Raw genomic sequence first — 24,409 nt, 5'->3', positions numbered from 1 at the left:
GCAATGGGATTCATCCGTGAGCGAGGGCGCTGTCGGTGAGGGCACCGATCGCCGGTCCGAGGGTCTCGGCGTAGCTGACGGTGAGGTGATTGTCGTCGCGGAACACCAGAGTATTGCCGACGATGACGGGGCAGCGGCCGGCAGTGCAGAACATCGAGGTGAGATCGGCGTACTCGCCGCCACCGGCCGTGGTCGCCGCCTGCTCGGCCGCGACGCCGGCGTCGTTCACTCCGACCGGGCGTGCGGGTGCGCATGCGGTGGCATCGTCCAGGTGTTCGGACAGGCACGTCGGCACCGTGGTGTGGGGATCGGGGATCGGGCCGAGGACGAGCACCGCCGAACCGATCGCGCGCAGCTCGGACACAAGGCGGGCCAGGCTGTCGACCCAGGCTCGATCGTAGGAGACGAAGCCGAAATCGCCGCCGTAGCGTCGGGACATGCCCACCACGATCAACCGAGGGTGCTCGTTGCGCAGCCGGTTCAGCACCTGGCCGCGCCACTGCTCGCATTCGGTGTACTCCCGGTCCAAGTACGGGCTGGTGATGGGCAGGTCCAGCAGGGGGCAGGTGACCTTGGCCATCGTCTCCAGCCGCCAGTGCCGCGCCTCGGCGATCGGCTCGAGCGCCGGATTCCACATCGCCGCATGTGAATCGCCCACCAGGGCCACCGTGGTGGGCGAGTCCGGATCACCCGAGGCGCACTCGGCCTGGCCGACCTCGCGCCACGACCGGACGCAGCCGTTGGTGAAGGCGTCGGCCTTGTCGCCGGGCGCGATGTCCAGCGAAGGGGTGAGATTCGATGGAACAGCGCGGATTTCGGCCGACGCGGCGACCGCGGATTGCGCCTGTGCCATCAGCTGCCGGACCGCCTCGTCACGAGGGTCGGTGGCGGGCGCGGCCGAGTCGCGGGGCGCGGTGAGGACCAGGGACGGTGCCGCCACGCCGTGCCCGACCGGGGCAGGGACGAGCGTGAGCAGGACGAGTGCCGCACTCGTGGCGAGTGCGGTGCAGGCGAAGCCGCATGCGAGGCTGCGCGCGGCCGAGTTTCGCAACGGTGCCGCGAAGCGGACCGGATTCTCGATCGTCCGTTGGGTGAGCAGAGCGAGCCCGCCGGCCATCACGATCGCACCGATCGCGCCGACTCGCCCCAGCGGATGGCCCAGCATATGCGGTGCCAGCAGCAACACCGGCCAATGCCACAGATACCAGGGGTAGGACACGGCTCCGATCGCGCGTACCGGACCGCGGGTCAGCACCTGTCCGACGCCGAAACGTGTTCCGGCACAGCCGGATACGATCATCAGAGCAGTACCCGCGACGGGCACCAGGGCCGCGCTACCGGGATAGGGTGTCCTGCCGTCGAAGTGGGTGCACGCAACGAGGACCAGAACCAGACCGATCCATCCGGCAGGCGCGGCCACCGAGTCCGGCAACCGGGACCACACGCCAACCGAGAGCGCCACCAGACCGCCGGCGGCCAACTCCCATGCCCGGGCGGGCAGCGAAAAGAACGCCCACGGCGGCAGCGTGCCGGTCCAGATCAGTGAGACTGTGAACGAGAGCGCGGCGACCACCGCAAGAACGATCAGGTAGGGAAGTGGCCCGGCCGATCCGGTGCGGCGACGCCGCACGAGCCACGCCGACGCGACGATGAGCACCGGCCACACCAGATAGAACTGTTCCTCCACGCCGAGTGACCAGAAGTGCTCGAACGGCGACGGTGGCTCGCTCGCCGCGAGGTAGTCGGTGCCGCGCAGGGCGAGCCGATTGTTCCCGACATACAACGCGCTGGCGATCCCGTCACCGAGGACCTGGCGCGCCTGCAGCGGCGGCAGCAGCGCCGCCGCGCCGATCGCGGTGGCGACCACCACGATGCCCGCCGCGGGCAGCAGCCGGCGAGCGCGTGCGCCGTAGAATCGGGCCAGCCCGATGGTGCCGCCGGTCCTTGTCTCCCGCCACAGTATGCCGGTGATCAGAAATCCGGAAATCACGAAAAAGACGTCCACACCGACAAATCCACCGCTCATACCCGGAATTCCCGCATGGAACAGCACGACCGCCACGACCGCGACCGCTCGCAGGCCCTCGATATCGGGCCGAAATCCCTCCCGGGGCTGCGATGGATGGTGAACCCGGTCTGCCCGCCGATTTGCCAACCCGCTTACGGCCGTGTCCGTCATGTGCAGCATTGTGATTGATCGGCCCGGTCGTAACGCGACGACGTGCCGGTTCCGCGGCTGACCAATTTGCCGTGCCGGATGTGCTACTTATGGCCGAATTCTGCGGTTTTTGCATCGCGGAATTGACGCGGCCCGGTGAGGAATTCGCCCGAACGTTATACCGAAAGCGGCTGCGGCAAAGGAGACTCCGAGAATGCGGAGTAACGCCGGTGCATCTGCACCGTGTTGACCGGCGGCCCCCTCGCGGCGGTCGCGGTGGCGCCTGACGGAGACCGCGATCTCGTCGTCGCGACCGGCAGTGGCGACACCGGCAGTGGCGACGTCCTGCGGGTCCACCTCCCCGCCTGACGTCGATCCGCCTGGTGCTAGGGCTCGCCTATTCGTGCGCGGACGGCATCGGCGATGTCTTCGGTGGCGGCGCGTGCGTCGGGATCTGCGAGCATGGTGGCGAATCCGTGCGGCAGGTTGTCGTAGCGTTCGAGCGATACCGGTACGGCGAGGTCGTCGAGTCGACGGGCCAGGGCTTCGCCTTGGTCTCGCAGGACATCCATTCCGGCGGTGGCGATGTGAGTGGCGGGCATGAGGCTCACATTCGGCGCGCGCAGCACACACACTCGTGGGTCGAGGGCGGTGTGCGGGCCGGGGGCGTACCAAGCCAGGGCTCGTTCGACGCAGCCGCGATCCAAGGGGACGGTGAACAGATCGCTGGATCGGTAGCCGTCCATGCTGGTGTCGACCACTGGATACAGCAGCACAGCCAGAGCCGGTCGGTATCGAGAGTCCGCACCGAGATGCAGGGCGATCGCCGCCGCCAGGTTGCCGCCGGCGCTGTCGCCGCCGATCGCGATCCGGGTGCTGTCGACACCCCAGTCCGGTGCGTGATCGACAGCGAAGCGGTACGCGGCGAGTACATCGTCGAATGCCGCGGGGAACGGGTGTTCGGGCGCGAGCCGGTAGTCGACCGACAGCACTTTCACGCGGGCGCGCGAGGCCAGGAGCCGGGCGGGTGCGTCGAAACCGGCAGCGCTGCCCAGATGCCAGCCGCCGCCGTGCACGTACACCAGCAGGCCGCATGGTCGCCGCAGTTCTGTGGGTTCATACAGTCGCGCGCTGAGCGGGCCGGCCGGACCGCTCAGCCGGATGGTGGTGACAGCGACATCCGTGTGGTCGATGCCGCCGGCGATGCGTGTCAGGACATCGAAGCGGGCTCGAGTTGCCGGTGACGGGGGCCGTCGGGCGAGTAGTTCGCGTTTTCCGAGGGTGGCCAGCACGTGCAGGCGGGGGGAGAGTTGCTGACCGTCGAGGACGGGGCGTTCGGGGGCCAGCAGCGACCACCACGCCGAGGGCATCGACAGTACGCGAGCGCCCACTGTCTGTATCGCGGTCGTCAGGATGCTGGTGCTGACGCTCACGGCGCTCCTTTCTTGTCGACGCCACGTCGAGACAACCATCGAGTGGCCCTTGTGGTTTCGATTTCGTCGGAGTCAGCCTGAACGTAGCGACTTCTGTTCACGCTCGCCGCGCAACCAGTGGGACAACGCTTCATAGACTGCCTCGTGGTTGAGCAGCGTGAAATGATTCGCCCCGGGCAGATGCATGCCGTTGTCGTCGTCGAAACCGATGCGCCGGGCGCGATTTCGGCCCGAACCGCTCGTGGTGAGCACCAAACCGTCCCCGATGACGCGGCCCAGGGGATGGTGCGGGCTGCGAGTGATGGTCGCGGTGACGAAGTAATGATCGGCGCCCTCGAGGAGCGGGACCTCGCGGATCGCGCGGCGGCGCAAGGCATCCGCGTCCACACCGTCCCAGTCCTGATCGACCAGTGAGCCTTGACGCAGATCCCGGATGCCCGCACTGCGGCGGCGTAGCAGTCGTCCGAACGGGCGGGTCTCCGGGACGCGGACCAGCGCCGCGGAGAGGTAGTGCACGAATTGCTCCAGCGGCGCACCCAGATGAGGTGACCCGAGGCAGACCACCTGGCGCACCTGGCGTACCCAGGAACGTCCCTCCTCGGTGGCGTCGAAACACGCGCCACGGGCGATGAGCCCACCCATCGAATGGCCGACCAGCGACAACTGTTCGACCTCGACCGGCCAGTGCTCGACGAGGCGCTGCAACAGATCGTTCAGTTGCCGGGCGTTCTCGGAAATGTGCAGACCGCTGTTGTACCGCACCTGAAGGGATGTGCAGCCGAGATCGGCCTCCAGTCGTTCGGCATAGGTCGGTCTGCCGCCGAGACGCCACGCGTGTTCGGTTTCCACCAAACCGTGCAGGAAGATCACGACCCGACCGCTCGGGTTCGGGATGCACTCCGCGAGCCGTTCCGGCGCCACCGGTTCGCCGTCGGACCGAAACGTCATGGGAGGGGCGAGAATCGGCCGCTGCTGGGCGAGAGTGTCCCCGATCAACCCCTGCAGGGCGGCGAGGAAGCCGGAGCCGAAAACCGTACGCGACGGGGCGGATACGCCGGAGAGCGTCGCGGCATGTTCGGCCAGCACACCCGCCGAGACCGCGGAACCGCTGACGATCCGGTACACGCTGTCGGCGATGGTGTCGTGTACCACCTGCACCGGCAGAGCGGCCGGGCCGACCCCCAGCCGCAGGGCCGCGAAGACGTGATCGGAGATGGCGCGGTGCACCGTGGCGACCCCGTCGACGGCACCGCCGAGTTCGTCGCCCGCCAGCCGGGCGAGCGCCTCGATCTCCGACTGTTGCCGATCGCTCATCAATTCAGTGTACGACCGTGCACTGAAAGCTGTGCAACCTCTAGGGCATATCGGCTCCCGCGGCCGACAGCTTCATGCCGGCAGCACTCCGATCAGTGCGATGAACAATTGCGGACGCCACAGAGGTCGGCGGCGATACCGAACAGTCGGGCGCGCTCTGATTGCTCGATCTGTCGATCGTCTCGATGGCCGGGTGCGTGACGGTAGATCTGCCGCATCATGCGGTCGGCGGCGTCGACCGAGCCGAGCATGAGATAGCAGAACAGCCGCAGTTGCGTGTCGAGGGGCGCCCCACATGCGGCGGTATTTTCCGGTTCGGACATGCTGTCGCTGTCTCAGAGTCCGAACAGTGGAAACAACGAGGCGCCGTGGAACGCGACGATCCGGGCCACGCCCTCGGTCGTGAGAGTCAGGACGTGCAGCGCGTGGGGGTGATATGCGCCGTCGCGACCGCGAGCGTAGACCGCGAAGGCAGGCTGGCCGTTGGCAGAAGTGGGGACCAATGTGGCAGGCCCGATCACGCGCACCTGCTTGGTGAGAAAGGCGACGATGGTATCGCGGCCTTCGAACCAGGTCGTGATCGGCGGCATCTCCCACCTGGCGTCCTCGGTCAGTACCGCGACGAGTTGATCGACGTCCGCGGTTTCGAACGCGGCGACGTATCTGTCGAGCAGGGCCCGCAACTGTGGCTCGGCGGGTTCGGTCAGCTCGTCTCCGCGGACCGGGACTTGGGTTCGGGCACGTTGGAGCGCGCTGTTGACCGCCGCAGGCGTCATCTCCAGCAGTTCCGCGACCTCGGCGGCGCGCCATTGCAGTACGTCGCGGAGAATCAGCACGGCCCGTTGTCGTGGCGGAAGCTGTTGTAGTGCACCGATGAGCGCGAGCCGCATCGTCTGTCGTTCCACCACGACGGTCGCCGGATCGGCCGGCGCGGTGGTGAACAGGAAATCGGGTATCGGCTGAAGCCACGGCACCTCCCGAGTCGGTGCGTCGAGGGCGGCATCCGAGTTTGTCTGTGGGGCAGCCAGATCCGCGGGCAGAGGCCGGCGTCTGCTGTGGTCCAGCGCCTTGAAACATGCCCGGGTCGTGATGCGGTACAGCCAGGTACGCAGCGACGATCGTTCTTCGAAGCGGTCGTAGGCACGCCACGCCGCGAGGTAGACGTCCTGCACCACCTCTTCGGCATCCTCGACCGAGCCGAGCATGCGGTAGCAGTAGGCGAGCAGCTCACGCCGGAACGGCTCGCTCAGCCTTCCGAAATCCTTGTCGCCGGCTTCGGCTTCGGTCATGGTCTGCATGATCCGCTCACTCGGTCGGTGTTGCTCATCGTGACATCCTCGGTGGGAAGGAATTCGAATCAGTGGACGGTGATGTCGGCCATGTCGATGGCGACGAAGACGATCCGGTCGTCGCCCATCGGGGCGTAGGCACGCCGGGTGGTGGGGATGACGACGCCGTCGATGTCGCGGTAGTCGTCGGCGTACAGCTGTGACTCGACGGTCCGGCCGACGATGTCGATGGTGAAGTCGTGGCGGCGCAGCAACCCGTCCGGGCCGAAGCAGAACACCTGCGTGCGAGTGTGGCTCTTGATGTGATCGGGAAATGTCACGCGAAGTCGCCGCCATGTTTCGCCGTCGGCTTCGATGGGGGCGATCTCCTCGCACACGAACCCCGGCCAGGTGAACAGGAATGGCGTATTCAGATACGTCCAGAGTGCTTCACCGGTGAAATAGGCGAGATGCAGGTCGTCCCATGGTGTTTCGAACCGGTGGCCATCGAACGACCGCTCCGGGTCGTCGCGCGTTTCGACAACTGTGCCGATCGGCTGCTGCACGACGACACGGCCGGGTTCGAAGACCGATCTGCGGTCTCGGCCGACGAAGTCCATCGTCAACCGCTCCCGCGTGGTGTCCACCTCGACGCGGACGTTCCGCAGAGCTTCTCCTTGCCCCTTGATCTGCCAGAATGCCCCCGTGATAGCCGCGTCGACGACGATCGTGTCGAGCCGGTTCCATCGATCCATGCCGCCGTGCGCGGCGACGGCGTGCGCCAGTAGTTCGTTCATTGCATGTCTCCTTGTACGACGCGCCCCGGCATCGGCTGGGTGGTCGGGGCGGTCGAGGTCAGTCGACGATGATTCCGCCGGTCAGGTTGGCGACGGTGCCGGTCATCGCCGAGGCCCGGTCGGAGGCGAGGAATACTGCCGCAGCCGTGAGTTCGGACAACGCGGTCAGACGCTTGCGATGGGTCATCGCACCTGCGGCCGCGATCATCTGGTCCTTCGTGATACCGATGGCGTCGGCGTGCAGCCCGTACACGGTGTGGATGACCGGTGTTTCCGGCATGCCGGTGGTGCGCAGGCAGATCGTGCGCACGCCGTGCTGAGCCCATTCGGCCGACAGCGCCCGGTTGAGACCTTCCATCGCGGCCCAGCCGACGCTCATGCCCCCGACGAGCGGCAGCGGCAGGCGGGCCGGTTCGGGTGTGTTCATCATGATCACCCCCGACCGCTGGGCGATCATGTGCCGCGCGGCGGACTTCGCGGTCACGAAATGAGCCCGGGTGTACGTCGTGATCGGGCGCAGGAAATTCTCGACCGGCAATTCGGTGAGCGGGATTCCCTGCAGTTCTCGCGGTGAGATTCCGATCGCGTTGAACGACACGTCGATGCTGCCCGCGTCGGCGACGACGGCAGCCAGGTGGTCGGTGACCGCCTTCTCGTCTCCCGCGTCCACCACTGCGGTCTCGGCCGCGCCGCCCGCGGCTGTGATCTCCTTCGCGACGGTATCGACGCCGTCGAGAGTGCGCGCGGTCAGAAACACCCTGGCGCCTTCGTCGGCGAATGCGCGGGCCACCGCGCTGCCGACCGCGCCGCCTGCGCCGTAGACAACGACGTTCTTGCCTTGCAGCGACATGACTTCCTCTTTCCGTTGTTCACGCCGGAGCGTGAAGACCGTGCCCGGTTCGCCGGGCTCACCTCCTACCTATGCAGAGGCGAGCGCGCCACGAAATTCATCGGTGCCCGATCGGGCAACATGGCAGCTGCTATCGCCTGTTTGCCGACGCGCGATACGAAAGCCCTTCTCGCTCAGTCGCGTACCGGCACCGACCTGCTCGATCAGGTCCATGCACTGTGCGGTTCAGATGAAGGGCCATAGGTCGGCGTCGCGGTGGGGTTTGGCCAGTAGGCGTGGATCTTCGGCCGGGTACAGCCACCGGACCGGCACCCGGATGGTCTCGAGGGACGGCACGCGGGCCGGGCGGCCGGTCCGGTCGACCAGCATTCCCACCACCCGGTATCCCTGGCCGGCGGGCAGGCCGAGGTCGGCCGCCTGGGCGGAGGTGAGCGCGATGTCGGTGTGGGCGCGTTCGATGAGCCGGAGCCCTTCGGCGGTCGCCGGGTGGGTGTCGCGGTCGATACTGGACACCGTGAGCCGGAAGCGGGCGCCGGCCAGAAGCCCGGCGACCCAAATCGGTGTGCCCGGTAGCTCGCGTTCGGGGTAGCGGGCGATCGGTAGTCGGTGGGGGACCAGGACCACGTAGGTGTGCCCGATCTCCACGTCACGGGCTCGCACTCCTCCAGAATCGCCTGTCGGACGCGACGGTGCAACCAGGCATCGGCGCCGCTGCTCCGGCTCGACGGAGTACCTCGTATGTTGTTGTGCCGCAACGGTTCACCTGCCTCCGCTGAATCGCCCTGGCCGCCGGTGGGAATCGCAACGGTGCGGTAATTCGCCGGCATCAGCACCTTCGCAGTCGGCGGCCCGGCCGGACGCCCGGTTCGACGGCGCACCGGAGTGCGAGGTATCCGAGAGCGGGCGAACGGCCGCCGCCGTCAGAGTTCTCGGGTCAGGAGTCGGCGTCCCTGGTCGCGGAAGCCTCGCGATCGGTAGTAACCGTCCAGGCGGGCGGCATCGCGGCTGGTGGGTGCGATGACGAGTTCGAGGTGGTGGCACCCGCGGATTCGCGCCCACGTGGCACTGTCGTCGATCAGGGCGGCGCCGACACCGTGGCGTCGTGCTGCGGGAATCACATAGAGGTCCTCCAGCTCGGCGATGAGCCCGTGTTCCAAGCCGAAGCTGGTCGTGGTGACCGCGAAGCCGAGCAGACGACCGTCGTTGTCGGCGACGCAGACTCTGGCCGTGTCGGATTCGGTCAGCGACAAGAGGTTTCGCCGTAACACCCTTTCGGGCGTGGTAACCGATAGAGGCATCGCGACCGCCTTCGGCGGCGGAGATCCGCCCGGCCAACATGCGTGCGATGTCGTGACGCTCCATGACAGTGCGGGACCCGGCGGATCCGAGCCGCCGGGCTCCTCTTTGCCGAAACGCGGCGGCTTCGCGGATGCTCAGGCGTCGGCGAGCTCATTTCGCCAGACAGGGCTGTCGACGTAGTGGTTGTCGTAGCGTTGCGAGCTCGCCCGGATCTCCTCGACGCTCGCCTCGCCGCGATGAACCCGTTCGAGTAGCCGGTAGTAGTCGAACCGGTGCAACCCCGGAGTGAAGACCACGAGCAGTTCGGCATCGGCCCCTGCGGCCGGGGCGAACGCGTGGGGGACTGTGGGCGGCACCGTCAGGAAATCACCTTGTTCGAGACGAACGATGTTCTCGCCCAGCAGAATCCGCACGGATCCGTTCAGCACCAGGAACATTTCGGTCGCCGCGGTGTGGAAATGGGCCGGCGCGCCCGGGGAGCCCTTGCGCAGGGTCGCTTTGTTGGCGGTCAGTGCCCCGCCGGTCTGTCGGGCGTCGGCGAGGAGGGTGATCAGGCTCAGCGCGCCGTCCTGGAGGTTCTCGGCCTGATCGGCACGAACCAGGACGGGGGCGGTCTGCGCGGAAGCGGTCATCGGAACTCCGTACGTTTTCGGCGGGTGCGGCACCCGGTGGTGCCTGCTACAGAGTCGACGGAGCAGACCCGCGGACTGTGACATCGCGGTGAGTCGGGGCGAAGGTGCCGCAGTTCGTGATCGTCACGAGTGCGATTGCGGCGGCCGGGTCGAGGACTTCGATCGGCGCAGATGGTAGCGGCGCTCGGCGTAGGCGAGGTCATCGCGCCACAGCCGCCGCATCGCGTAGTTCATGAGCGGTCGCAGCAATGGCGCCGCCCGGCGCGCATACCGGAAACCCGGACGTTCGGAGTCGGCCACGACGGCTTCGACGACGGCGGTGCGGGGCAGGCCGTCGTGGCCCGGACCCAGTGGCGTGGCGTGGGTTTCGACGACACTGCCCACCCCTTCTCCGGACACGATCCGCATCACGATCGTGCGTGGGTCCGGGCTGGTGAACTCGGCCTCGACGGGTACGCCGATGCCGCGGGCTACTCGGAACGTGACCGCCAGAACGAACCGGTGGTTGTCCGCGGTGATTCCGGTGCGCGGCGGTGTCCGGGTCACATGCAGGCGGGCGAACGAATAGGGATGGAACCAGGCGCCGTGCCAGGGGTCGAGCCGGTTGGCGATGATGTCGGCCGGTTCGCACACCCCGATCAGGCGGGTGACCGCGTGCACGGTGCAGTCGGCGGGCCGGGCGCCGAGTATCGGTGCGTCGGTCGGGGTTTGCTCACCGAGCGCGTCCAACCGCACCCAGGCCAGCACACCGTCGTCGTGACTGGGGAACGGACACCAGCGCGTGGATCCGTTGGCACCGACCCGCATACCGTGCCACCGGCAGATCAGCGTGGCGTCGTCGACCCGCGCGGTCGCCAGATCGGCGCCCAGATGAGGGCAGGCTCCGGGGCCCACGTGCAGTGTGTTGTCCCCGTCGCGCCACGCCACGATCTCGACCCCGCCGACGGTGGTGCCATAGGGCCGGTCGCGGCGAATGCTGCGGCTGGCGGCGAAGACGTACCAATTTCCCGAAGGTTGCAGCTGCGACCACCGCAGCACGGCACCGATCAACGCGGGGTCCGCGTCGCGGTAGGTGGGCTTCTGCTGTGCCCATTGTCCGGCGGAGAACCGTTGCAGGGGAGAGCGTCCGGATCGCTGGGACGGCTCGGGCTCGGTGCTCATCAGAGTGTCCTCCCGCGCGTAGCGAGGGTGCGCAATGCCCATGACCGCCCCTGGGCGGGCACTGTGTGCAAATCGTGCCCGGCCGCGCCCCACCGCGCCAGCAGGGTGTTGGCGGCGATCCATCCGGTCGTCGCGGCGCGTTCCATCAAGGCCACCGGAAGATCGACCCGGATACCGTCTCCCGCCAGCACGAGCTGCGGATGCGGTGTCATTACCCCGGGTCTGCGGGCGAAGTCTCCGGGTGCGAAGCGCGGGCAGTCCTGCCGCCACAGCGTGGTTTGTCCCACGATCCGAGCGGGCGCTGTTTCGGAGTAGATCTCGTGCAACCGCTCCAGCAGGCGCTTCTCGGTGTCGGCGCGAACGGCTGTGCCGTCGTGCACCGCGTAGGCGTGCAATTCGACGACGCTACCGCCGGTCCTCGCCGCCCACGCCGCGGCCTGCTTCTCGTAGCGGTGCACGACGCTGATGTTGTCGAGCGGATCGAGATTGCCGGTGCCGAGGAAACTCGGTCGATCCGCACGCACCGGGCGATCGAGCCACAGCCGCTGCACCGCGAACGACGGTGCGGTGGCCAATTCGGATACCCGTGACCGCCATTCGGTATTGCCCAGTTCCGGTGACGCGGAAACGAGCCGTTTCAGCCCGCCCACATCGGTCGCCAGTATCACGGCGTCGGTGTCCACTGCGGCGTCGTTGTCGTCGATCACCCGGAAACCCGCGCCGCGGGGTTCTATCCGCTCGATCGTCACGCCGGTATGGAATTCGGCGCGGCCCGGCCTGCTTGAAACGCCTGTCCCGCAAAGGTATTCCGCCAGGGGAGACCACAAGCCGACGTCGAAATTGTCCCGCGCGACATCGAAGAACAGGCCTTCGCTGGAGCCGAGGAAGTAGATATGGAACATCATGGCCAGCTCCGCCGCCGACATCCGGCCGGGCTCGATGAAGAAGCTGCGGGAAAATACTTCGAAGGCGAGGTGGCGGGCGGCGTCGGGAAAGTTGATCGCGCGCAGAAAGGTTTCCGCATCCAGGTGGTCGAGTCGGTCGAAGATTCCCGGCACCGAGACCGTGGCCAACGGGGCGGCGGCACGAGGGTCCATGCGCAGGAGGTCACGCAGGCGAAATGTCGGACTGCGCAGCGCGAAGGCGAGCGCGTTCCACGGTGGTGTCCGGGGTAGCCCGCGGAAGGTGTCGCGGCGGCCCTGGTCGTCGACGAGTGGATAGTCGGACAGGCGAAGCAGGCGAGTGTTACTGCGTGCCAATAGTTTACGCAGGTTGTAGTACTGGGCGAAGAAGGCGTGGAACCCGCGATTCATGCCGACCGGTGTGCCGTCGTCGAGCTGCTGGGTCCAGCCGCCCACCCGACCACCGAGGTATCGTTCGCGTTCGACCACCTCGACTCGGAATCCACGCTCGGCCAACCCGGTGGCGGCCGCCAAACCCGCGATGCCGGCGCCCACGACCACCGCGTGTGGCGCCCGCCCTTCCCGCCCGAGATCCCGTCGTCCCACAGCGGCCGGGTAGTGCACCCGGCGATGGTCGCGGGCCTGGTCGACCGGCGGCGTCACATGGCGTTTCATCGTGCGGGCTCCTGTCGCCGAGCTCGTTCCCAGGCCAGCAGAACCGATGTCACCAACGCGAAACCGAACAGGAAATCCTCGACCGGGATATCCCAGGGAAATCGCAGACCGAGGATCTGATCGGTGTCGTAACGAACGATCGGCGCGTCCAGCTTGGTCAGCCAGCCGTCCACCGGGATCTGGACAACGAGCACGATGATCATGGTCAACCAATACGCCGGCCGGCGAAACAGTCCGGTTCGCAGCCACACATATTCCGCCGCGCACACCGCCACCAGCGCGCCCACGGCTGGCAGGGTGTATCCGATTCCGTGCAGGCTCATTTCTTCACTTCCTTTCCGGCACGGCCGCGCGGCCGAATGGCCAGCAGCCTTTCGACCGCGGAGAAGGTCAGCAGACCGCACAGGGGGATGACGATGAAAAACAGCAGTTCCTCGAGCGGGATCGCGCCGGGCAGCCGAACCCCGACGAGGTAGCGGGCGGAGAAGTCCCAGACTCCGGCGGCGATCGCAATGAGATCCCAGACGACGAATGCCAGAGCCGGTGTCAGAGCCAGGGCAAGCCGGCGGGGTCTGCGATATACGCCGGAGCCGACGAATTCCAGTGGCGCCGTGGTGATCAGGCAGGCGGCGAGCACCAGAAAATATTGCCATCGATCCATGCCGGTTCCTCACTCCCGGCCGGGTGATTCGAGGGTGGTGGAGGCTCGGCGCGAGGCTTCCGCCCACCGCGGTCCGGGAGGTGACGATCGGCGGGCCAGCCAAGCCCGCACCATGCCCGCACCGCCGACGCGCGCCTTCCGGGCGGTCGTGACGGCGGCCCGACGACCGAAAACCTCGAAATCGGCCGCGGCGATCCGATCGAGGATTTCCGAATACAGCGTCAGCGCCGTGGCAACACACGGGCGCGATCGCGGGGCCAGGAGCTCGATTCCGCCGCGCGCGTATTCATATATCTCACGGGTGATCTCGTGCTGGGCGATCAGGGCCTGTCGTACTCGTGGCTCGATTCGCCTCCGACGGCGACACCAGTCCAGTAATTCGCGGTCGACGCCGTGAGCGGCCAATTCGTCGGCCGGTAGATAGACGCGGTTACGCGCGAGATCTTCGTCGATATCGCGCAGGAAATTGGTGAGCTGAAAGGCTTTTCCGAGCGCCGCGGCGTAGGGGGCTGCGGCCGTTTCCGATTCGACAGTGCCCAGCACCGGCAGTAGCTGTAATCCGATGACCTCGGCCGACCCGTACACGTAACGGTCGAGAGCGGCCCGGTCCGGGTAGTCGGTGACGAACAGATCCATGCGCATGGAAGCCAGAAAGGCATGGAACAGGTCGGCCGGTATCCGATAGCTTTCGGCGGTGTGTCGCACCGCGGCGAGGACTGGGTCACCGGACATCGCGATCTCGGCGAATTGCGTTGCCAGCGTGTTCAATTCGATTCTACGCTGGTCGGCAGTGCGCCGTGGGTCGATCTCGTCGACGATGTCGTCGGCGCGGCGGGCGAAACCGTAGAGCGCATGGACGGCAGGGCGTTGGTCGGGGGCCAGCAGCCGGGTGGCGAGGAAGAACGTCTTCCCGTGGCGAGCGTTGATTTTCCGGCACAGTCCATACGATTGCCGCAGCCCTGGGTCGAAGATGCCGGCCGCGTCGAGTTCCGCGCGTGTCATGACGTGCGCCGATCGGTCGAGAAATTCGCCGGCGGAAGGGGTGGACGCGAGGCAGTCCGGTTGCCGGCTACCGCAGCGAGTTGCTCGTCGATCGTGTCGAAGGGAGTCGTGCGCGCCATCGCACGCGCCAATCGGCCCGCCGCACGACGAAATCGGGGCGTCGAAAGGACCCGGTTCACGGCCTCGGCCAGAGCAGCGGGCCTCGGATGGCCGGTGCCGAGATCGATGCCCGCACCGGTATATGCCACCCGCGCCGCGACCTCGGGTTTGTCGGCCGCGTCGCCCGCGACGATCAGCGGCACGCCGTGGCTCAGCGCCTGCTGGACGCCGCCGTACCCGCCGTTGGTGATCATGACCGCGACACGCGGCAGCAGCTGCGCATACGGCAGGAAGTCGGCCACGTACGTATGCGGAGCGGCGGGCCGAATCCGCGTCGGCGCGCCTCCCGTGCAGGCGACAACCACGACGTCGGTGCGCCCCGCCAATGCGGACAAGGTCGGCTGGATCAGCTGCCCGAGATCGCTGTTGTTCCACGTCCCCTGCGTCACGAGCACGACCTTGCGCCCGCCGCGCAGTGCTTCATCCCACCACTCGGGCAACGTCACTTCCGATGGTGACGCCGGAACGGGGCCGGTGAATACCACCGAGGACGGCAGGTCGCGGCGGGGATATTCGAACTCCGGCACGGTGAATTGGAGCATTCGCTCGGCCAGTACCGGCCAGTCCAGCGGATATATCGGCGACGGCCCCACTCCCAGCTCCCGCAAAATTGCGTTGAATGCCGACTGATCGCGACGAAACAGGACTGTGTGGACGACCCGGTTCATCATCGTGTAGTCGCGGCCTGCCTTCGGGTGCCATCCGATACCGAACGGTGCGCTGTCGGCGCTGCTCAGCATCACCGGGACCACCCCGCACACTACAACCGGCGGCCGCCGCCGCTCGGCGAGCAGCAGCGGGATGGCCCCGGTGAACATGACATCGACCAAGACCACATCGGCGTGCGACCGCGCCAGTTCGGCGGTGAGTGCGCGATATTGACCAGCGAGCGGCGCCAGAAAGCCGGAACGCATCTCCGCCCGGCCGGTTCGCCAACGCCGCGCCAGCCCCGGCATTCCAGCAGACGACTCCGGGACGCGTACGACCTGCGCATCTGCGGGTAACGGCACAAAGGGCACATCCGATGACTGTGCCGCGGTGGCGAAGGCCGCGCCGCTGAGCACGCGCACCTGATGGCCGCGGCGCCGCAGATCGGCGGCGACGGCCAGCATCGGCGCCACATGCCCCGGAATCGGGGTAGCCGCAACAAGGTACCGGGCCACGCGGGATTTCCCTTCCACGATCTGCCGCCGCCATCGGTTCGAACATGTCCGGAAGTGCTGGACCACCATTCACCGCCCGCAAGCAGACCAGCATGGCAACGGACGGATCACGCAATGAGCGCCGCGTCGATCAAATCGGCCGGGGACTTCCGAGACCGAGACATCCGAATCGGACTTTCTCGCCCGACCCGACCCGATCATACGTCGAACGATGCAAACTCGATGCAACATCCGCCGGGATCGGTACCGTCGGAAAGCACCGTTCGGGCGTCGCCTGTCTCACCGGACAGGCCGCTACCCTGGTGGCCGTCCCAACCACCGTCGTCGCCATAACCGTGCCGCTCAGGCGGTCGTTGTCATCGCTCGACAACGAAGAGAACTATCTGACGCCGGACGGGGCCGGTGCGAATGTGACGGTTTGCTTACCGGTGGCGCTGCGGACCCGCGTTATGCCGAAAGGGTGGCCACAATCTCGGTATGCGGATTCTGCTGACCGGCGCGGCCGGGTTTATCGGATCTCATGTGTGGCGGGCGCTCAGCGATGCGGGGCACGAGGTGGTGGCGGTCGACGCGATGCTCACCGCGGCGCACGGCGACCGGGCCCAGCCGCCGGACGGCCTGCATTGCGTCGACGTGCGCGATCAGGACGCGCTGGACCGCTTGCTACCGGGTATCGATGTGGTGTGCCATCAAGCCGCGGTGGTGGGGGCGGGGGTGACTGTGCAGGATGCGCCCGCCTACGCCAGTCACAACGATCTGGGGACCGCGGTACTGCTGGCCGCGATGGCCCGGGCCGGTTGCCGACGGCTGGTGCTGGCGTCGTCGATGGTGGTGTACGGCGAAGGGTGTTATCGCACAGCCGATTCCGTGGCGGTCACGCCGTTGCCGCGGCGGCGTGCGGACCTCGAGCGTGGTGTATTCGATCATCGCCATCCCGATACCGGCGCACCACTGCGGTGGGCGCCGGTGCCCGAGGATGCACCACTGGACCCGCGCAGCCTGTACGCCGCCAGCAAACTCGCTCAGGAGAACTATGCCGCGGCGTGGGCCACCGCCACCGGTTCGACGGTGACCGCGCTGCGCTATCACAATGTCTACGGCCCCGAAATGCCCAAGGACACACCGTATTCCGGCGTGGCCGCGATCTTCCGGTCGGCGCTGGAGGCCGGTTCGGCGCCGCGTGTCTTCGAGGACGGTGCCCAGATGCGCGATTTCGTGCATGTCGGGGATATCGCCGTCGCCAACCTGCGAGCCGTCGAACAGCCGTTGGACGGGTTCACGGCGCTGAACATCGCCTCGGGACGGCCGATCAGCATCGGCGCGGTGGCCGCGATCCTCGCTCGCGCCCACGGTGGTCCCGAGCCGGTGGTGACCGGCGAATTCCGTGCGGGCGATGTGCGCCATATCGTCGCCGGACCGGATCGGGCACGCGAACTGCTCGGCTTCACCGCGGCGATCGACCCCGCGCGGGGTCTCACCGAGTTCGCCACCGCGCCCTTACGGGCAGCGGCAGGGGTCGGAGCGCCGCAGTGGCGGCACCGCTGACCGGTCGGATCATCGGGAAGCCGAAAGCCTGCCGTTGTGAGGCCGTTACCGTGTGGCAGCGTCGGCAGCATGCGCGTTCGGCTTGTACGCCGTCGGCGGACTCGGTGACCGTCATGCAGTCGCGTTCGAGGTCGCGGCGGACCACCTCACGCACGACAGGTCGTCGTCGGCGACGAGAATGCGCATGGCGGTCACCAATTCGTGAGGACAAAGTGGGCCAGCACCAGCGTGCCGATGGCCTGAACGGCCAGCCAGGCGCGGGCAGTGCGCGCCGGCAACAGGGCGGTGCCGCCGATCACCCAGATGTCGAACGGCAGCCAGATCCGCTCGGTTTCGGCCTTGCTCAGGCCACTGAGATCGGCGAGCAGCAAACCGGTCAGCGCCGCCAGGGCCACCAGCGCCGCCGGATCGGCACGGGTGCGCCAGTGCGCGAACGCCGCTGCCGGAGCGGCGCGAATCTCCGCCGGTGCGGGCACCTGCAGGGCACCCGGCAGTCGATGCAACGCCGCCGCGGATGCCAATCCGACCGCGCACACGGTAGCCGCCAGATTGCCCCAGATCCAGTAGGACACCGGTCGCGTCGTCGCTATGCCCTGGTAGTAGCGCTGCACCACCAGGTGATATCCCTCCAACCACCAGAAGCCGGACAGGGTGAAGGCCGCGATCACCGCCAGCACCCCGAGCACCGCGGGCCACACCGCTCGCACACCGCGCAGCAGCGCCACCGCGGCGGCCGGGACGGCCATCAGGACCAGTCCGTAGTTGAGATAGATGCCGAACCCGAACAGCAACCCCGAGCTGAACAGGATCAGCGGGCGTGGCCGTGGACCACCCACTCCGATCGCGAGTGCGGCCACCGCCCAGGCGACCACTCCGGCGAAGAACGCGTCCGCCGAGACGGCCAGCCAGATCGCCGCGGGCGCGAGTGCGAGATACGGTGCGGCCGTGCGAGCCCTGTCTTCGGCGCCCAATGCCCGCATCGCCAGCAGCACGGCCACCGACGCGCTGCACCCGACCAGAACGCACAGCGTGGAAGCCCATGCGCCGCCGCCCAATCCGATCCGGTCGAGCCAGACGAACACCAGCAGTGCGCCCGGCGGATGGCCGGACACGTGGGTGGTCCACGAGTCGGGCTGATAGTCCAGGATCCGGCCGGAGAACCCGCGCAGCATCGCCGGAATGTCGTGCACTCCGCCGACCTCGTGCAGATATTCGTGCATCGTGGTGAGCCGGCCGGCGAAACCGCGCTGCCACCCGTCGATCATGGCGAGGGAGAACGCCCACGCGAGCGCGGTCACCCAGGTGCCCAGCAGCAGACGACGCCAGGGGAGCGCGGCGGCGAGCCCTGGGCCGTAGAGCGTCACGGCGGCGGCGAGCACGATCGCGGGCCCGGTACCCCATCCGATATGCGGAAGCCAGGATCCGAAGAGGGGCGCCGCGGCGGCGTAGAGGGAATCACGATAGTGCGGCGTACTGATCCTCGGGACGACGAAGGCGGCGGCGACGAGGATCGCCGCTGCCGCCGCGCAGAGGATGTCGGCGCGCACTCCCGATACTCGCCGTGTCTGCGATGCGGTGCTGCTGCGGGTATCGCTCACCCGTTCACCGTAGGTCTCGACGCCACCAGCGGGCACCGCCGCGATCGCGTCGTCATACTTTCGTCACCTGTGTCACCAGCCTTTTCGCGTCGATCGGCCTTACGGTCGACCCTGTGACCCCAGTCGAAACCAGTAGAGAGCTGACCGTGGTGATCCCCTGCCGGAACGAAGCGGGCGCGTTACCCGGCGTCCTGTCGGCGGTTCCCCCGGAATATCGAGTGGTCGTAGTGGACAACGGCTCGACCGACGACACCGCCGCGGTGGCGCGTGCCGCGGGCGCGACGGTGGTCGTCGAATCCGTACCCGGCTACGGCAGTGCCGTACAAGCGGGAATCGCGGCCGCGACCACCGAACTGGTGGCCGTCCTCGACGGTGACGGTTCGATGGCGCCCGACGAATTGCCATCGCTGGTGGCCGAACTGGGCCCCGGCGTCACCATGGTGGCCGGGCGCCGCCGCCCGGTCCGCGGTGCCTGGCCGTGGCATGCGCGCCTCGGTAATTGGCTCCTGGCGCAGTGGCTGCGCCGTCGCTACGCGTTGCCGGTCCACGATCTGGCCGCGATGCGGGTGGTTCGCCGCACGGAGTTGGTGGCGCTGGGCCCGTTGCATCCGCGGTCGGGATATCCGCTGGCATTGCTGGCGGGGGCGGCGCGAGCCGGATGGCGGATCGTCGAGCGTGACGTCACCTACCGCCCGCGCACGCACGGTGTGTCGAAGGTGTCCGGTTCGGTACTCGGGACGGTGCGCGCCGCCCGCGACTTCTGGAGTGTGCGATGACAGTTCTGCCGTTGACACTGCTGGTGGTGGCGAAGGCGCCGGTCGCCGGATTCGCCAAGACCCGGCTGACTCCGCCGTTGTCCCCGGCCGAGGCCGCGGATCTGGCCGCCGCCGCGCTTCTGGACACGCTGGCCGCGGTCCGCGACAGCGGGGCGGCGCGGGGTGTGGTCGCGTGGACCGGCGACTTGGCGCGGGCTTGTCGTGCCCGCGAAATCGGTTCGGCGTTAACCGATTTCGATGTGTTCCCGCAGCGTGGTGACGGTTTCGGTGTGCGGTTGGCCAATGCACACGCGGACGCGGCTCGCCTCGGGCTGCCCGTCCTGCAGATCGGGATGGACACGCCGCAGGCCGGGCCGGCGCTGCTGGCCGAGTGCGGGGCGCGGCTGCTGGCGGGCCCGGATGCGGTGCTGGGACCGGCGGCCGACGGCGGCTGGTGGGCACTGGGACTGTGTGATGTGCGGGCGGCGCGAGTACTCGCGGAGGTGCCGATGTCCACCGATCGAACCGGTGATCTCACCCGAGAGGCGTTGGCCCGCAATGGTTGCCGCGTCGCGATGCTGCGCGAACTCATCGATGTCGATCTGTTCACCGATATCGCCGAGGTGGCCGCGGGGTGCCGCGGACTTTTCGCGGCGGCGGCCGAATCGCTCTCGCAGTGCCACCGTGGTGCTGGCGATTCTCAGCGTTCCGGTCATCGCACGCGCGAGTGCGATGACGAATTCGACTGTGCTGGACCGTAATTACGGTCTCGGCCTGGCTGTGGCACTGGTGTCGGTCTGCACCGGTGTCGGTGTCGCGATGCTGTTGCGCATCCGGCGCTCGCACGCGTGACGGCGGTACGGTGCGCTGTCAGCGGTGATATTCGGCGTGGACCTGTGCGCATGCGGCGATGATGCGTTCGATCTGCTCGGCGGTGAGCGCGGAATGCAGCGACAGCCGAATCAGCGATGTGCCCCGAGGGGTCGCGGGTGGACAGAAGGGAGCGCCGAGGATGCCGTGTGCTTCCAGAATGGCGCGCACGGCACGACCGCCGGCTTCGGTGCCGGTAGGTAGTGAAACGATGTGACTGTCGGTTCCCGCCAGGTCGAACCCTATGTGGGCGAGGGCATTTCGGACGGTGCAAGCGATGGCGCGCAGCCGGGTACGGCGACCGTCCTCGGCGCGGATCACCTCCAGCGTGGCGGTCAGCCCGGCGATGTCGTGGGACCGCAACGCCGAGGAGAAGATCGCGGGATGGGCCACCGACTCGAAATAGGGGGCGAAGTCGCGGTCGAGTGCGGTGACCAGCCCGGCCCGGCCGACGAAGGCCTTGGCGAGGCTCGCGGTGCGGAACGGCACACGGGATGCGAGGCCGAGCCCGACGACCGCACCGGCACCGTGCGGGCCGTCGACGCCCAGAGAGTGCGATTCGTCGACGACGAGTACGGAGCCGGTCTCCTCGGCGACGTCGCACAGCGCGGCCAGGGGACTGCGCGTGCCGGTGGTGTTGTCGATCGCGTCCACGGCGATGATGCCGGGACCATGGGCGCGGATCTGCGCGGCCAGCCGCGTGGGGTCGTCGGCCTCGAAAATATGCAGCGGCGCGGCCGCGGCGAGGGCGGCCTGTCGCCAGGACATGTGCGTGTTCTCGCCGACGTGTATCGGAATGCCCGGCGCAGCAATCGCTTGCAACAATCCGATGTTCGCCGCCCAGCCGGATTGGCACACCACCGCCGCCGCACTGTGCGTGTAGTGCGCCAGCCGCCGCGCCAGTGGGCCGGAATCGGCCTCGTCCGGAGCGAGGAAAGACTCGGTCATGGCGGTTGTGATGCGCCGGTCGCCGGACAGCGCCAGGTAGTCGCTGGTCGACAGTGCGATGTCGGTGGTGGCGGCCGCGGGCCCGCGCAAGAACAGCCTCGCCTCCCGCAGATCCGCCGCGTGGCCGCGTTCGATGTGTTGCTGCACGCGTTCGGCGACAGTTGTCACCTCAAATCTCCTCGGTAGGTCGCCCTCGTCGATGTGATTCGCCCGGTACGGAGGTGCCCCGCCGCTACAGCATCTTGGGCGGGAGTCTCTGATGATCATCGCGCACTCGGAGCGGGACATGCCCCGCGACGCGATGACGAAACCATGACGTCAGGCCTTCGGTAGCCGGGCTCGATTGCTCAGCTCCGGTGACGGGCCTTGCTTGCCGAGCCACGGAAAAAAGCTTCAGTGACGACAGTAGACATTCGCCGGGCAATGCGGTAACTTCTGTCTTGTCGGAAGTGAAGAAAGTGTCCAGATGGCACGGGAGATGATGAACTGCCCGTGATTAGAGACGGCGGGCGCGGCTGCGGGACCAGCAAGTACGACGGTCTCGCCGCCCGCCGGGCAAGAAATGAAGTGGAACGGAAAGTTGAAGTAACCCGTGAGGAGAAGGGAGGAGTTGCCCGTCGGGTCACTCGGGAGCAACTCTGGTCCGTGTGATCGCCGACGTTTCGGTTACATGTCGGAAGACGCAAGTACATTCCCCCTTTCAGCGCCCCGGTGCCCGATGGCATCGGGGCGCTCCGGCGTATGGAGGCCGCAGGATTTCTGAATCACCCACCGCGAACGAGAAGTTCGACGATGACGACTACCCCGCCTACACGATGGGCCGGGCCGCGGACATGCTCGGCACTACCCAAGCGTTTCTGCGCAGCCTGGACGAGGCGAAACTGATCACCCCGCAACGCTCCGCCGGCGGGCACCGGCGCTACTCGCGCTACCAGCTGCGTATCGCCGCCCGCGCCCGCGAACTCGTCGATCAGGGCACCCCGCTCGAGGCGGCATGCCGGATCATCATCCTCGAAGACCAGCTGGCCGAGGCTCGTGAGCTCAACGCCAAACTCAGCCACGAAGACCGTCCCGGCTGACCCTCCTGCGGCCTGTCGGGACGATAGGGCGACCGCGCCGGCCGCTCATGTGGACCGGCACGATCTCGGTCTCCGCATACTCCCGGGTGGATGCGGGTCCTACCGACGCACTACCCGGACGGCGGCGGTCAAACCTCCGCTCGGGCGGCCAGGTGAAATAGCCGAGACCTTGACGTCAGTCAGTTTGTCGTGCAGGTCGATTCGATGACCGGCACGCTCGGTGTGCCGGCCGGCCGCGGGATCGACCCGGTCGCCCCGGGGAACCGGCCGCACGCGCCGCGGTTAGACTCGGCGCGGTGAGACGGTCTGCTCGGTTGCGGCATGTGCGTGGCTTGGGGCTGCGCGACCATGTGTGCTGGGCTTATACGGGCGCGGCGGAGTTCAGGGCCCGTGCCGCAGAGTTCCTCGCCGACGGTCTGGACGCCGGTTGTCGTGTCCGCTATATCCGGTCCGGCGCGGTCGGCGACATCGCCGACGACTTGCGTGAACTCGCGGGCTGGAGTGAGGCGTTGCGGGACGGCAGTGCCGAGGCCGTATCGCTCGAGGACCTCTACGGCGCCGACGCGGTCCTGGACCCGGCCGGCCAGGTCCGGGCCTACGCGGAGGCGACCGAGCGTGCCGTGGCGGACGGGTTCCGCGGACTGCGAGTAGCGGCCGATTGCACGTCGCTGGTCGGCGATGCGACTCGGCTGGCGGTCTACGCGCGCTACGAACACCTGATCGACCGCTATATGGCCGGCCATCCGTTCTCGGCCCTGTGTGGTTACGATCGGTCCGCGGTCGAAGCCGGGGTGCTGGCCCAGCTGGCCTGCCTGCACCCGTGTACCGACGCCGGCGCAGCGGGGTTCCGGTTGTACGCGCCGCTGTCGGCGAGCCACACCGTCGCTCTGGCCGGTGAACTCGATCTGTCCACCCATGAGATCCTCGCGCCGACATTGGAGCGATTCGAGGTGAAGCCCGAGGGCGGCGACGTGGTACTCGATGCCACCGGGCTGGAGTTCATCGACCATGTCGGCCTGACTCGGCTGGCGGACTGGGCGGCGGTGCGCGATGCGGATCTGGTGATCCGCACCCAGTGGTCCGGTATCGATCGCGTGATTCGGCTACTCGATATTTCCAACGTGCGAGCGGAGCAGCTCCTATGACGTCGACAACCCGCACGGGCCCGCGAGCAGGTGAGTTCGTCCACCCCGCCGTGTTCTATCGATCCGATGAGGACTATCTGGCTACGCTCGCGCCGTTCATCACCGAGGGCCTGGAACAGCAGCATCCGATAGCGGTCGCAGTTCCCGGCCCGCGGCTTCGAGTGCTCCGTGATGCCGTCGGATCCGCTGGGGACAGCGTGACGTGGATCGATATGGCGCAGGCCGGCAGGAATCCGGGCCGGATCATTCCCGGGGTGTTGCGGCGATTCGCCGACGCACACCCCGACCGGCACGTGCGCATCATCGGCGAGCCGATCTGGCAGGGGCGCACCGCCACCGAATACCCCGCCTGCGCTCAGCACGAGGCGTTGATCAACGCGGCCTTCGCCGGTCGCGACGTGACGATCGCCTGCCCCTACGACGCGACGCGACTCGCGCCCGATGCACTCGCCGACGCGTATCTGACCCACCCGCTGGTCTGGGAGACCGATCGTCGGTACCGCAGCGATCGATACGACCCGGACAGCGTGGTCAGTCGATACAACGAGGAGTTGGTCGTGCCGGTCGACGCGGCGGAGCACCCCGTCGACACGTCCGCCGAGGTGTCGGACGCGCGCCGATCCGCCACAGCCGAAGCCCGCCGGCTCGGACTGGCCGAAGAACGGATTGCCGACTTCGAATTGATCGTGACGGAACTGGTCACCAACAGTCTCGTGCATACCGGGGGACCGTGCCGGTGGCGGCTGTGGCGCGAAGGCGACGACATCGTCTTCGACCTGCGTGATTTCGGGCAGGTGACCGATCCCTTGATCGGGCGGCATCCGCCGGTCCGGGATCGCTTCGGGGGCCGCGGTCTGTTCCTTGTCAACGAGCTCGCCGACTTGGTCCGCATCCACTCCACGCCCCACGGCACCACCTGGCGTGTTCTGCTCCACGTCCATCCCCGCTGAACCGCCTATCCGGTGCTCCCGCAGATCGGATTCCTCGGTCACACA

24 protein-coding genes are annotated in these 24,409 nt (G+C 67.7%); 6 read left to right on the top strand and 18 right to left on the bottom strand.

The genetic code is table 11. From position 1 onward, the window contains the following. Positions 1-10: 10 nt before the first annotated feature. The 16 genes from NK1_RS22510 to NK1_RS22435 all read right to left on the bottom strand — a co-directional run bounded on the left by NK1_RS22510 (position 11) and on the right by NK1_RS22435 (position 15,474). Complete coding sequence (locus NK1_RS22510; protein WP_084461374.1) at positions 11-2,188, bottom strand: acyltransferase family protein; 2,178 nt, start codon at positions 2,186-2,188, stop codon at positions 11-13. 356 nt (positions 2,189-2,544) lie between these two features. Continuing rightward, positions 2,545-3,591 (bottom strand): alpha/beta hydrolase, encoded by a 1,047-nt coding sequence (locus NK1_RS22505; protein WP_063011641.1) that lies wholly within the window; start codon positions 3,589-3,591, stop codon positions 2,545-2,547. A gap of 72 nt (positions 3,592-3,663) precedes the next feature. Next, complete coding sequence (locus NK1_RS22500; RefSeq protein ID WP_063011639.1) at positions 3,664-4,905, bottom strand: esterase/lipase family protein; 1,242 nt, start codon at positions 4,903-4,905, stop codon at positions 3,664-3,666. 92 nt (positions 4,906-4,997) lie between these two features. After that, the gene (locus NK1_RS22495; RefSeq protein WP_063011637.1) at positions 4,998-5,228 is read right to left on the bottom strand and encodes a hypothetical protein; all 231 of its coding nucleotides are present in this window, start codon (positions 5,226-5,228) and stop codon (positions 4,998-5,000) included. A gap of 12 nt (positions 5,229-5,240) precedes the next feature. Beyond that, positions 5,241-6,203, bottom strand: a complete 963-nt coding sequence (locus tag NK1_RS22490; protein ID WP_084461369.1) for a sigma-70 family RNA polymerase sigma factor — start codon at positions 6,201-6,203, stop codon at positions 5,241-5,243. Positions 6,204-6,262: 59 nt separating this feature from the next. Continuing rightward, entirely contained in the window at positions 6,263-6,970 is a 708-nt protein-coding gene (locus NK1_RS22485) for a hypothetical protein (protein WP_063011635.1), read from the bottom strand. 58 nt (positions 6,971-7,028) lie between these two features. Then, positions 7,029-7,820 carry an SDR family NAD(P)-dependent oxidoreductase gene (locus NK1_RS22480; RefSeq protein WP_063011633.1) on the bottom strand — a complete coding sequence of 264 codons (792 nt, stop codon included), beginning with the start codon at positions 7,818-7,820 and terminating at the stop codon, positions 7,029-7,031. A gap of 225 nt (positions 7,821-8,045) precedes the next feature. After that, positions 8,046-8,480: a hypothetical protein gene (locus tag NK1_RS22475; RefSeq protein WP_157104391.1), complete on the bottom strand. Its 435-nt coding sequence runs from the start codon at positions 8,478-8,480 to the stop codon at positions 8,046-8,048. 260 nt (positions 8,481-8,740) lie between these two features. Further along, positions 8,741-9,118 (bottom strand): GNAT family N-acetyltransferase, encoded by a 378-nt coding sequence (locus NK1_RS22470; RefSeq protein ID WP_063011629.1) that lies wholly within the window; start codon positions 9,116-9,118, stop codon positions 8,741-8,743. Positions 9,119-9,253: 135 nt separating this feature from the next. Continuing rightward, positions 9,254-9,751, bottom strand: coding sequence for a cupin domain-containing protein (locus tag NK1_RS22465; RefSeq protein ID WP_063011627.1), 498 nt, complete (start codon positions 9,749-9,751; stop codon positions 9,254-9,256). A gap of 123 nt (positions 9,752-9,874) precedes the next feature. Then, positions 9,875-10,912 carry a Rieske (2Fe-2S) protein gene (locus tag NK1_RS22460; RefSeq protein ID WP_063011625.1) on the bottom strand — a complete coding sequence of 346 codons (1,038 nt, stop codon included), beginning with the start codon at positions 10,910-10,912 and terminating at the stop codon, positions 9,875-9,877. After that, a complete protein-coding gene (locus NK1_RS22455) occupies positions 10,912-12,489 on the bottom strand; it encodes an FAD-dependent oxidoreductase (protein WP_063011623.1) in 1,578 nt (525 codons plus the stop codon). The genes NK1_RS22460 and NK1_RS22455 overlap by 1 nt, the downstream gene beginning before the upstream one ends. Beyond that, positions 12,486-12,806 (bottom strand): lycopene cyclase domain-containing protein, encoded by a 321-nt coding sequence (locus tag NK1_RS22450; protein WP_063011663.1) that lies wholly within the window; start codon positions 12,804-12,806, stop codon positions 12,486-12,488. The genes NK1_RS22455 and NK1_RS22450 overlap by 4 nt, the downstream gene beginning before the upstream one ends. Positions 12,807-12,808: 2 nt before the next feature. Then, positions 12,809-13,150, bottom strand: coding sequence for a lycopene cyclase domain-containing protein (locus tag NK1_RS22445; protein WP_063011621.1), 342 nt, complete (start codon positions 13,148-13,150; stop codon positions 12,809-12,811). 9 nt (positions 13,151-13,159) lie between these two features. Beyond that, complete coding sequence (locus NK1_RS22440; protein WP_063011619.1) at positions 13,160-14,152, bottom strand: phytoene/squalene synthase family protein; 993 nt, start codon at positions 14,150-14,152, stop codon at positions 13,160-13,162. Continuing rightward, positions 14,149-15,474 (bottom strand): glycosyltransferase, encoded by a 1,326-nt coding sequence (locus NK1_RS22435; RefSeq protein WP_084461367.1) that lies wholly within the window; start codon positions 15,472-15,474, stop codon positions 14,149-14,151. The genes NK1_RS22440 and NK1_RS22435 overlap by 4 nt, the downstream gene beginning before the upstream one ends. 477 nt (positions 15,475-15,951) lie before the next feature. On the opposite strand from NK1_RS22435, the gene NK1_RS22430 reads away from it, so the two are divergent. Then, the gene (locus NK1_RS22430) at positions 15,952-17,019 is read left to right on the top strand and encodes an NAD-dependent epimerase/dehydratase family protein (RefSeq protein WP_063011615.1); all 1,068 of its coding nucleotides are present in this window, start codon (positions 15,952-15,954) and stop codon (positions 17,017-17,019) included. Positions 17,020-17,210: 191 nt separating this feature from the next. Here NK1_RS22430 and NK1_RS22425 read toward each other — a convergent pair whose 3' ends face one another. Further along, positions 17,211-18,617 (bottom strand): hypothetical protein, encoded by a 1,407-nt coding sequence (locus NK1_RS22425; RefSeq protein WP_439955957.1) that lies wholly within the window; start codon positions 18,615-18,617, stop codon positions 17,211-17,213. A 113-nt stretch (positions 18,618-18,730) separates the two neighbouring features. Here NK1_RS22425 and NK1_RS22420 point away from each other — a divergent pair, with 113 nt between their 5' ends. Then, complete coding sequence (locus NK1_RS22420) at positions 18,731-19,393, top strand: glycosyltransferase family 2 protein (RefSeq protein ID WP_063011611.1); 663 nt, start codon at positions 18,731-18,733, stop codon at positions 19,391-19,393. Beyond that, positions 19,390-20,133 (top strand): TIGR04282 family arsenosugar biosynthesis glycosyltransferase, encoded by a 744-nt coding sequence (locus tag NK1_RS22415; protein WP_063906073.1) that lies wholly within the window; start codon positions 19,390-19,392, stop codon positions 20,131-20,133. Before NK1_RS22420 ends, NK1_RS22415 begins: the two co-directional genes overlap by 4 nt. Positions 20,134-20,242: 109 nt before the next feature. Here NK1_RS22415 and NK1_RS22410 read toward each other — a convergent pair whose 3' ends face one another. Continuing rightward, entirely contained in the window at positions 20,243-21,358 is a 1,116-nt protein-coding gene (locus NK1_RS22410) for an aminotransferase class I/II-fold pyridoxal phosphate-dependent enzyme (protein WP_063011609.1), read from the bottom strand. Positions 21,359-22,005: 647 nt separating this feature from the next. Between NK1_RS22410 and NK1_RS22405 the strand changes: the two genes are divergently transcribed. The 3 genes from NK1_RS22405 (at position 22,006) to NK1_RS22395 (ending at position 24,364) form a co-directional block, all read left to right on the top strand. Further along, positions 22,006-22,269: a MerR family transcriptional regulator gene (locus NK1_RS22405; protein WP_063011607.1), complete on the top strand. Its 264-nt coding sequence runs from the start codon at positions 22,006-22,008 to the stop codon at positions 22,267-22,269. A 296-nt stretch (positions 22,270-22,565) separates the two neighbouring features. After that, a complete protein-coding gene (locus NK1_RS22400) occupies positions 22,566-23,414 on the top strand; it encodes an MEDS domain-containing protein (RefSeq protein WP_218023156.1) in 849 nt (282 codons plus the stop codon). Then, a complete protein-coding gene (locus tag NK1_RS22395; RefSeq protein WP_063011603.1) occupies positions 23,411-24,364 on the top strand; it encodes a sensor histidine kinase in 954 nt (317 codons plus the stop codon). The genes NK1_RS22400 and NK1_RS22395 overlap by 4 nt, the downstream gene beginning before the upstream one ends. Positions 24,365-24,409 lie beyond the last annotated feature (45 nt).

The organism is Nocardia kruczakiae NBRC 101016 (genome assembly GCF_001612965.1).
GTDB lineage: Bacteria > Actinomycetota > Actinomycetes > Mycobacteriales > Mycobacteriaceae > Nocardia > Nocardia kruczakiae.
The sequence above is the reverse complement of the archived record's forward strand: the minus strand, read 5'-3'. Positions and strand labels throughout refer to the sequence as shown.

Excerpts from the sequence above, each read along its gene's own strand:
- NK1_RS22465 (WP_063011627.1), bottom strand. The coding sequence starts at position 9,751 with ATGACCGCTTCCGCGCAGACCGCCCCCGTCCTGGTTCGTGCCGATCAG.
- NK1_RS22415 (WP_063906073.1), top strand. The coding sequence starts at position 19,390 with ATGACAGTTCTGCCGTTGACACTGCTGGTGGTGGCGAAGGCGCCGGTC.
- NK1_RS22495 (WP_063011637.1), bottom strand. The coding sequence starts at position 5,228 with ATGTCCGAACCGGAAAATACCGCCGCATGTGGGGCGCCCCTCGACACG.
- NK1_RS22405 (WP_063011607.1), top strand. The coding sequence starts at position 22,006 with ATGGGCCGGGCCGCGGACATGCTCGGCACTACCCAAGCGTTTCTGCGC.
- NK1_RS22455 (WP_063011623.1), bottom strand. The coding sequence starts at position 12,489 with ATGAAACGCCATGTGACGCCGCCGGTCGACCAGGCCCGCGACCATCGC.
- NK1_RS22445 (WP_063011621.1), bottom strand. The coding sequence starts at position 13,150 with ATGGATCGATGGCAATATTTTCTGGTGCTCGCCGCCTGCCTGATCACC.
- NK1_RS22485 (WP_063011635.1), bottom strand. The coding sequence starts at position 6,970 with ATGAACGAACTACTGGCGCACGCCGTCGCCGCGCACGGCGGCATGGAT.
- NK1_RS22470 (WP_063011629.1), bottom strand. The coding sequence starts at position 9,118 with ATGCCTCTATCGGTTACCACGCCCGAAAGGGTGTTACGGCGAAACCTC.
- NK1_RS22480 (WP_063011633.1), bottom strand. The coding sequence starts at position 7,820 with ATGTCGCTGCAAGGCAAGAACGTCGTTGTCTACGGCGCAGGCGGCGCG.
- NK1_RS22490 (WP_084461369.1), bottom strand. The coding sequence starts at position 6,203 with ATGCAGACCATGACCGAAGCCGAAGCCGGCGACAAGGATTTCGGAAGG.
- NK1_RS22460 (WP_063011625.1), bottom strand. The coding sequence starts at position 10,912 with ATGAGCACCGAGCCCGAGCCGTCCCAGCGATCCGGACGCTCTCCCCTG.
- NK1_RS22395 (WP_063011603.1), top strand. The coding sequence starts at position 23,411 with ATGACGTCGACAACCCGCACGGGCCCGCGAGCAGGTGAGTTCGTCCAC.
- NK1_RS22440 (WP_063011619.1), bottom strand. The coding sequence starts at position 14,152 with ATGACACGCGCGGAACTCGACGCGGCCGGCATCTTCGACCCAGGGCTG.
- NK1_RS22500 (WP_063011639.1), bottom strand. The coding sequence starts at position 4,905 with ATGAGCGATCGGCAACAGTCGGAGATCGAGGCGCTCGCCCGGCTGGCG.
- NK1_RS22430 (WP_063011615.1), top strand. The coding sequence starts at position 15,952 with ATGCGGATTCTGCTGACCGGCGCGGCCGGGTTTATCGGATCTCATGTG.
- NK1_RS22510 (WP_084461374.1), bottom strand. The coding sequence starts at position 2,188 with ATGCTGCACATGACGGACACGGCCGTAAGCGGGTTGGCAAATCGGCGG.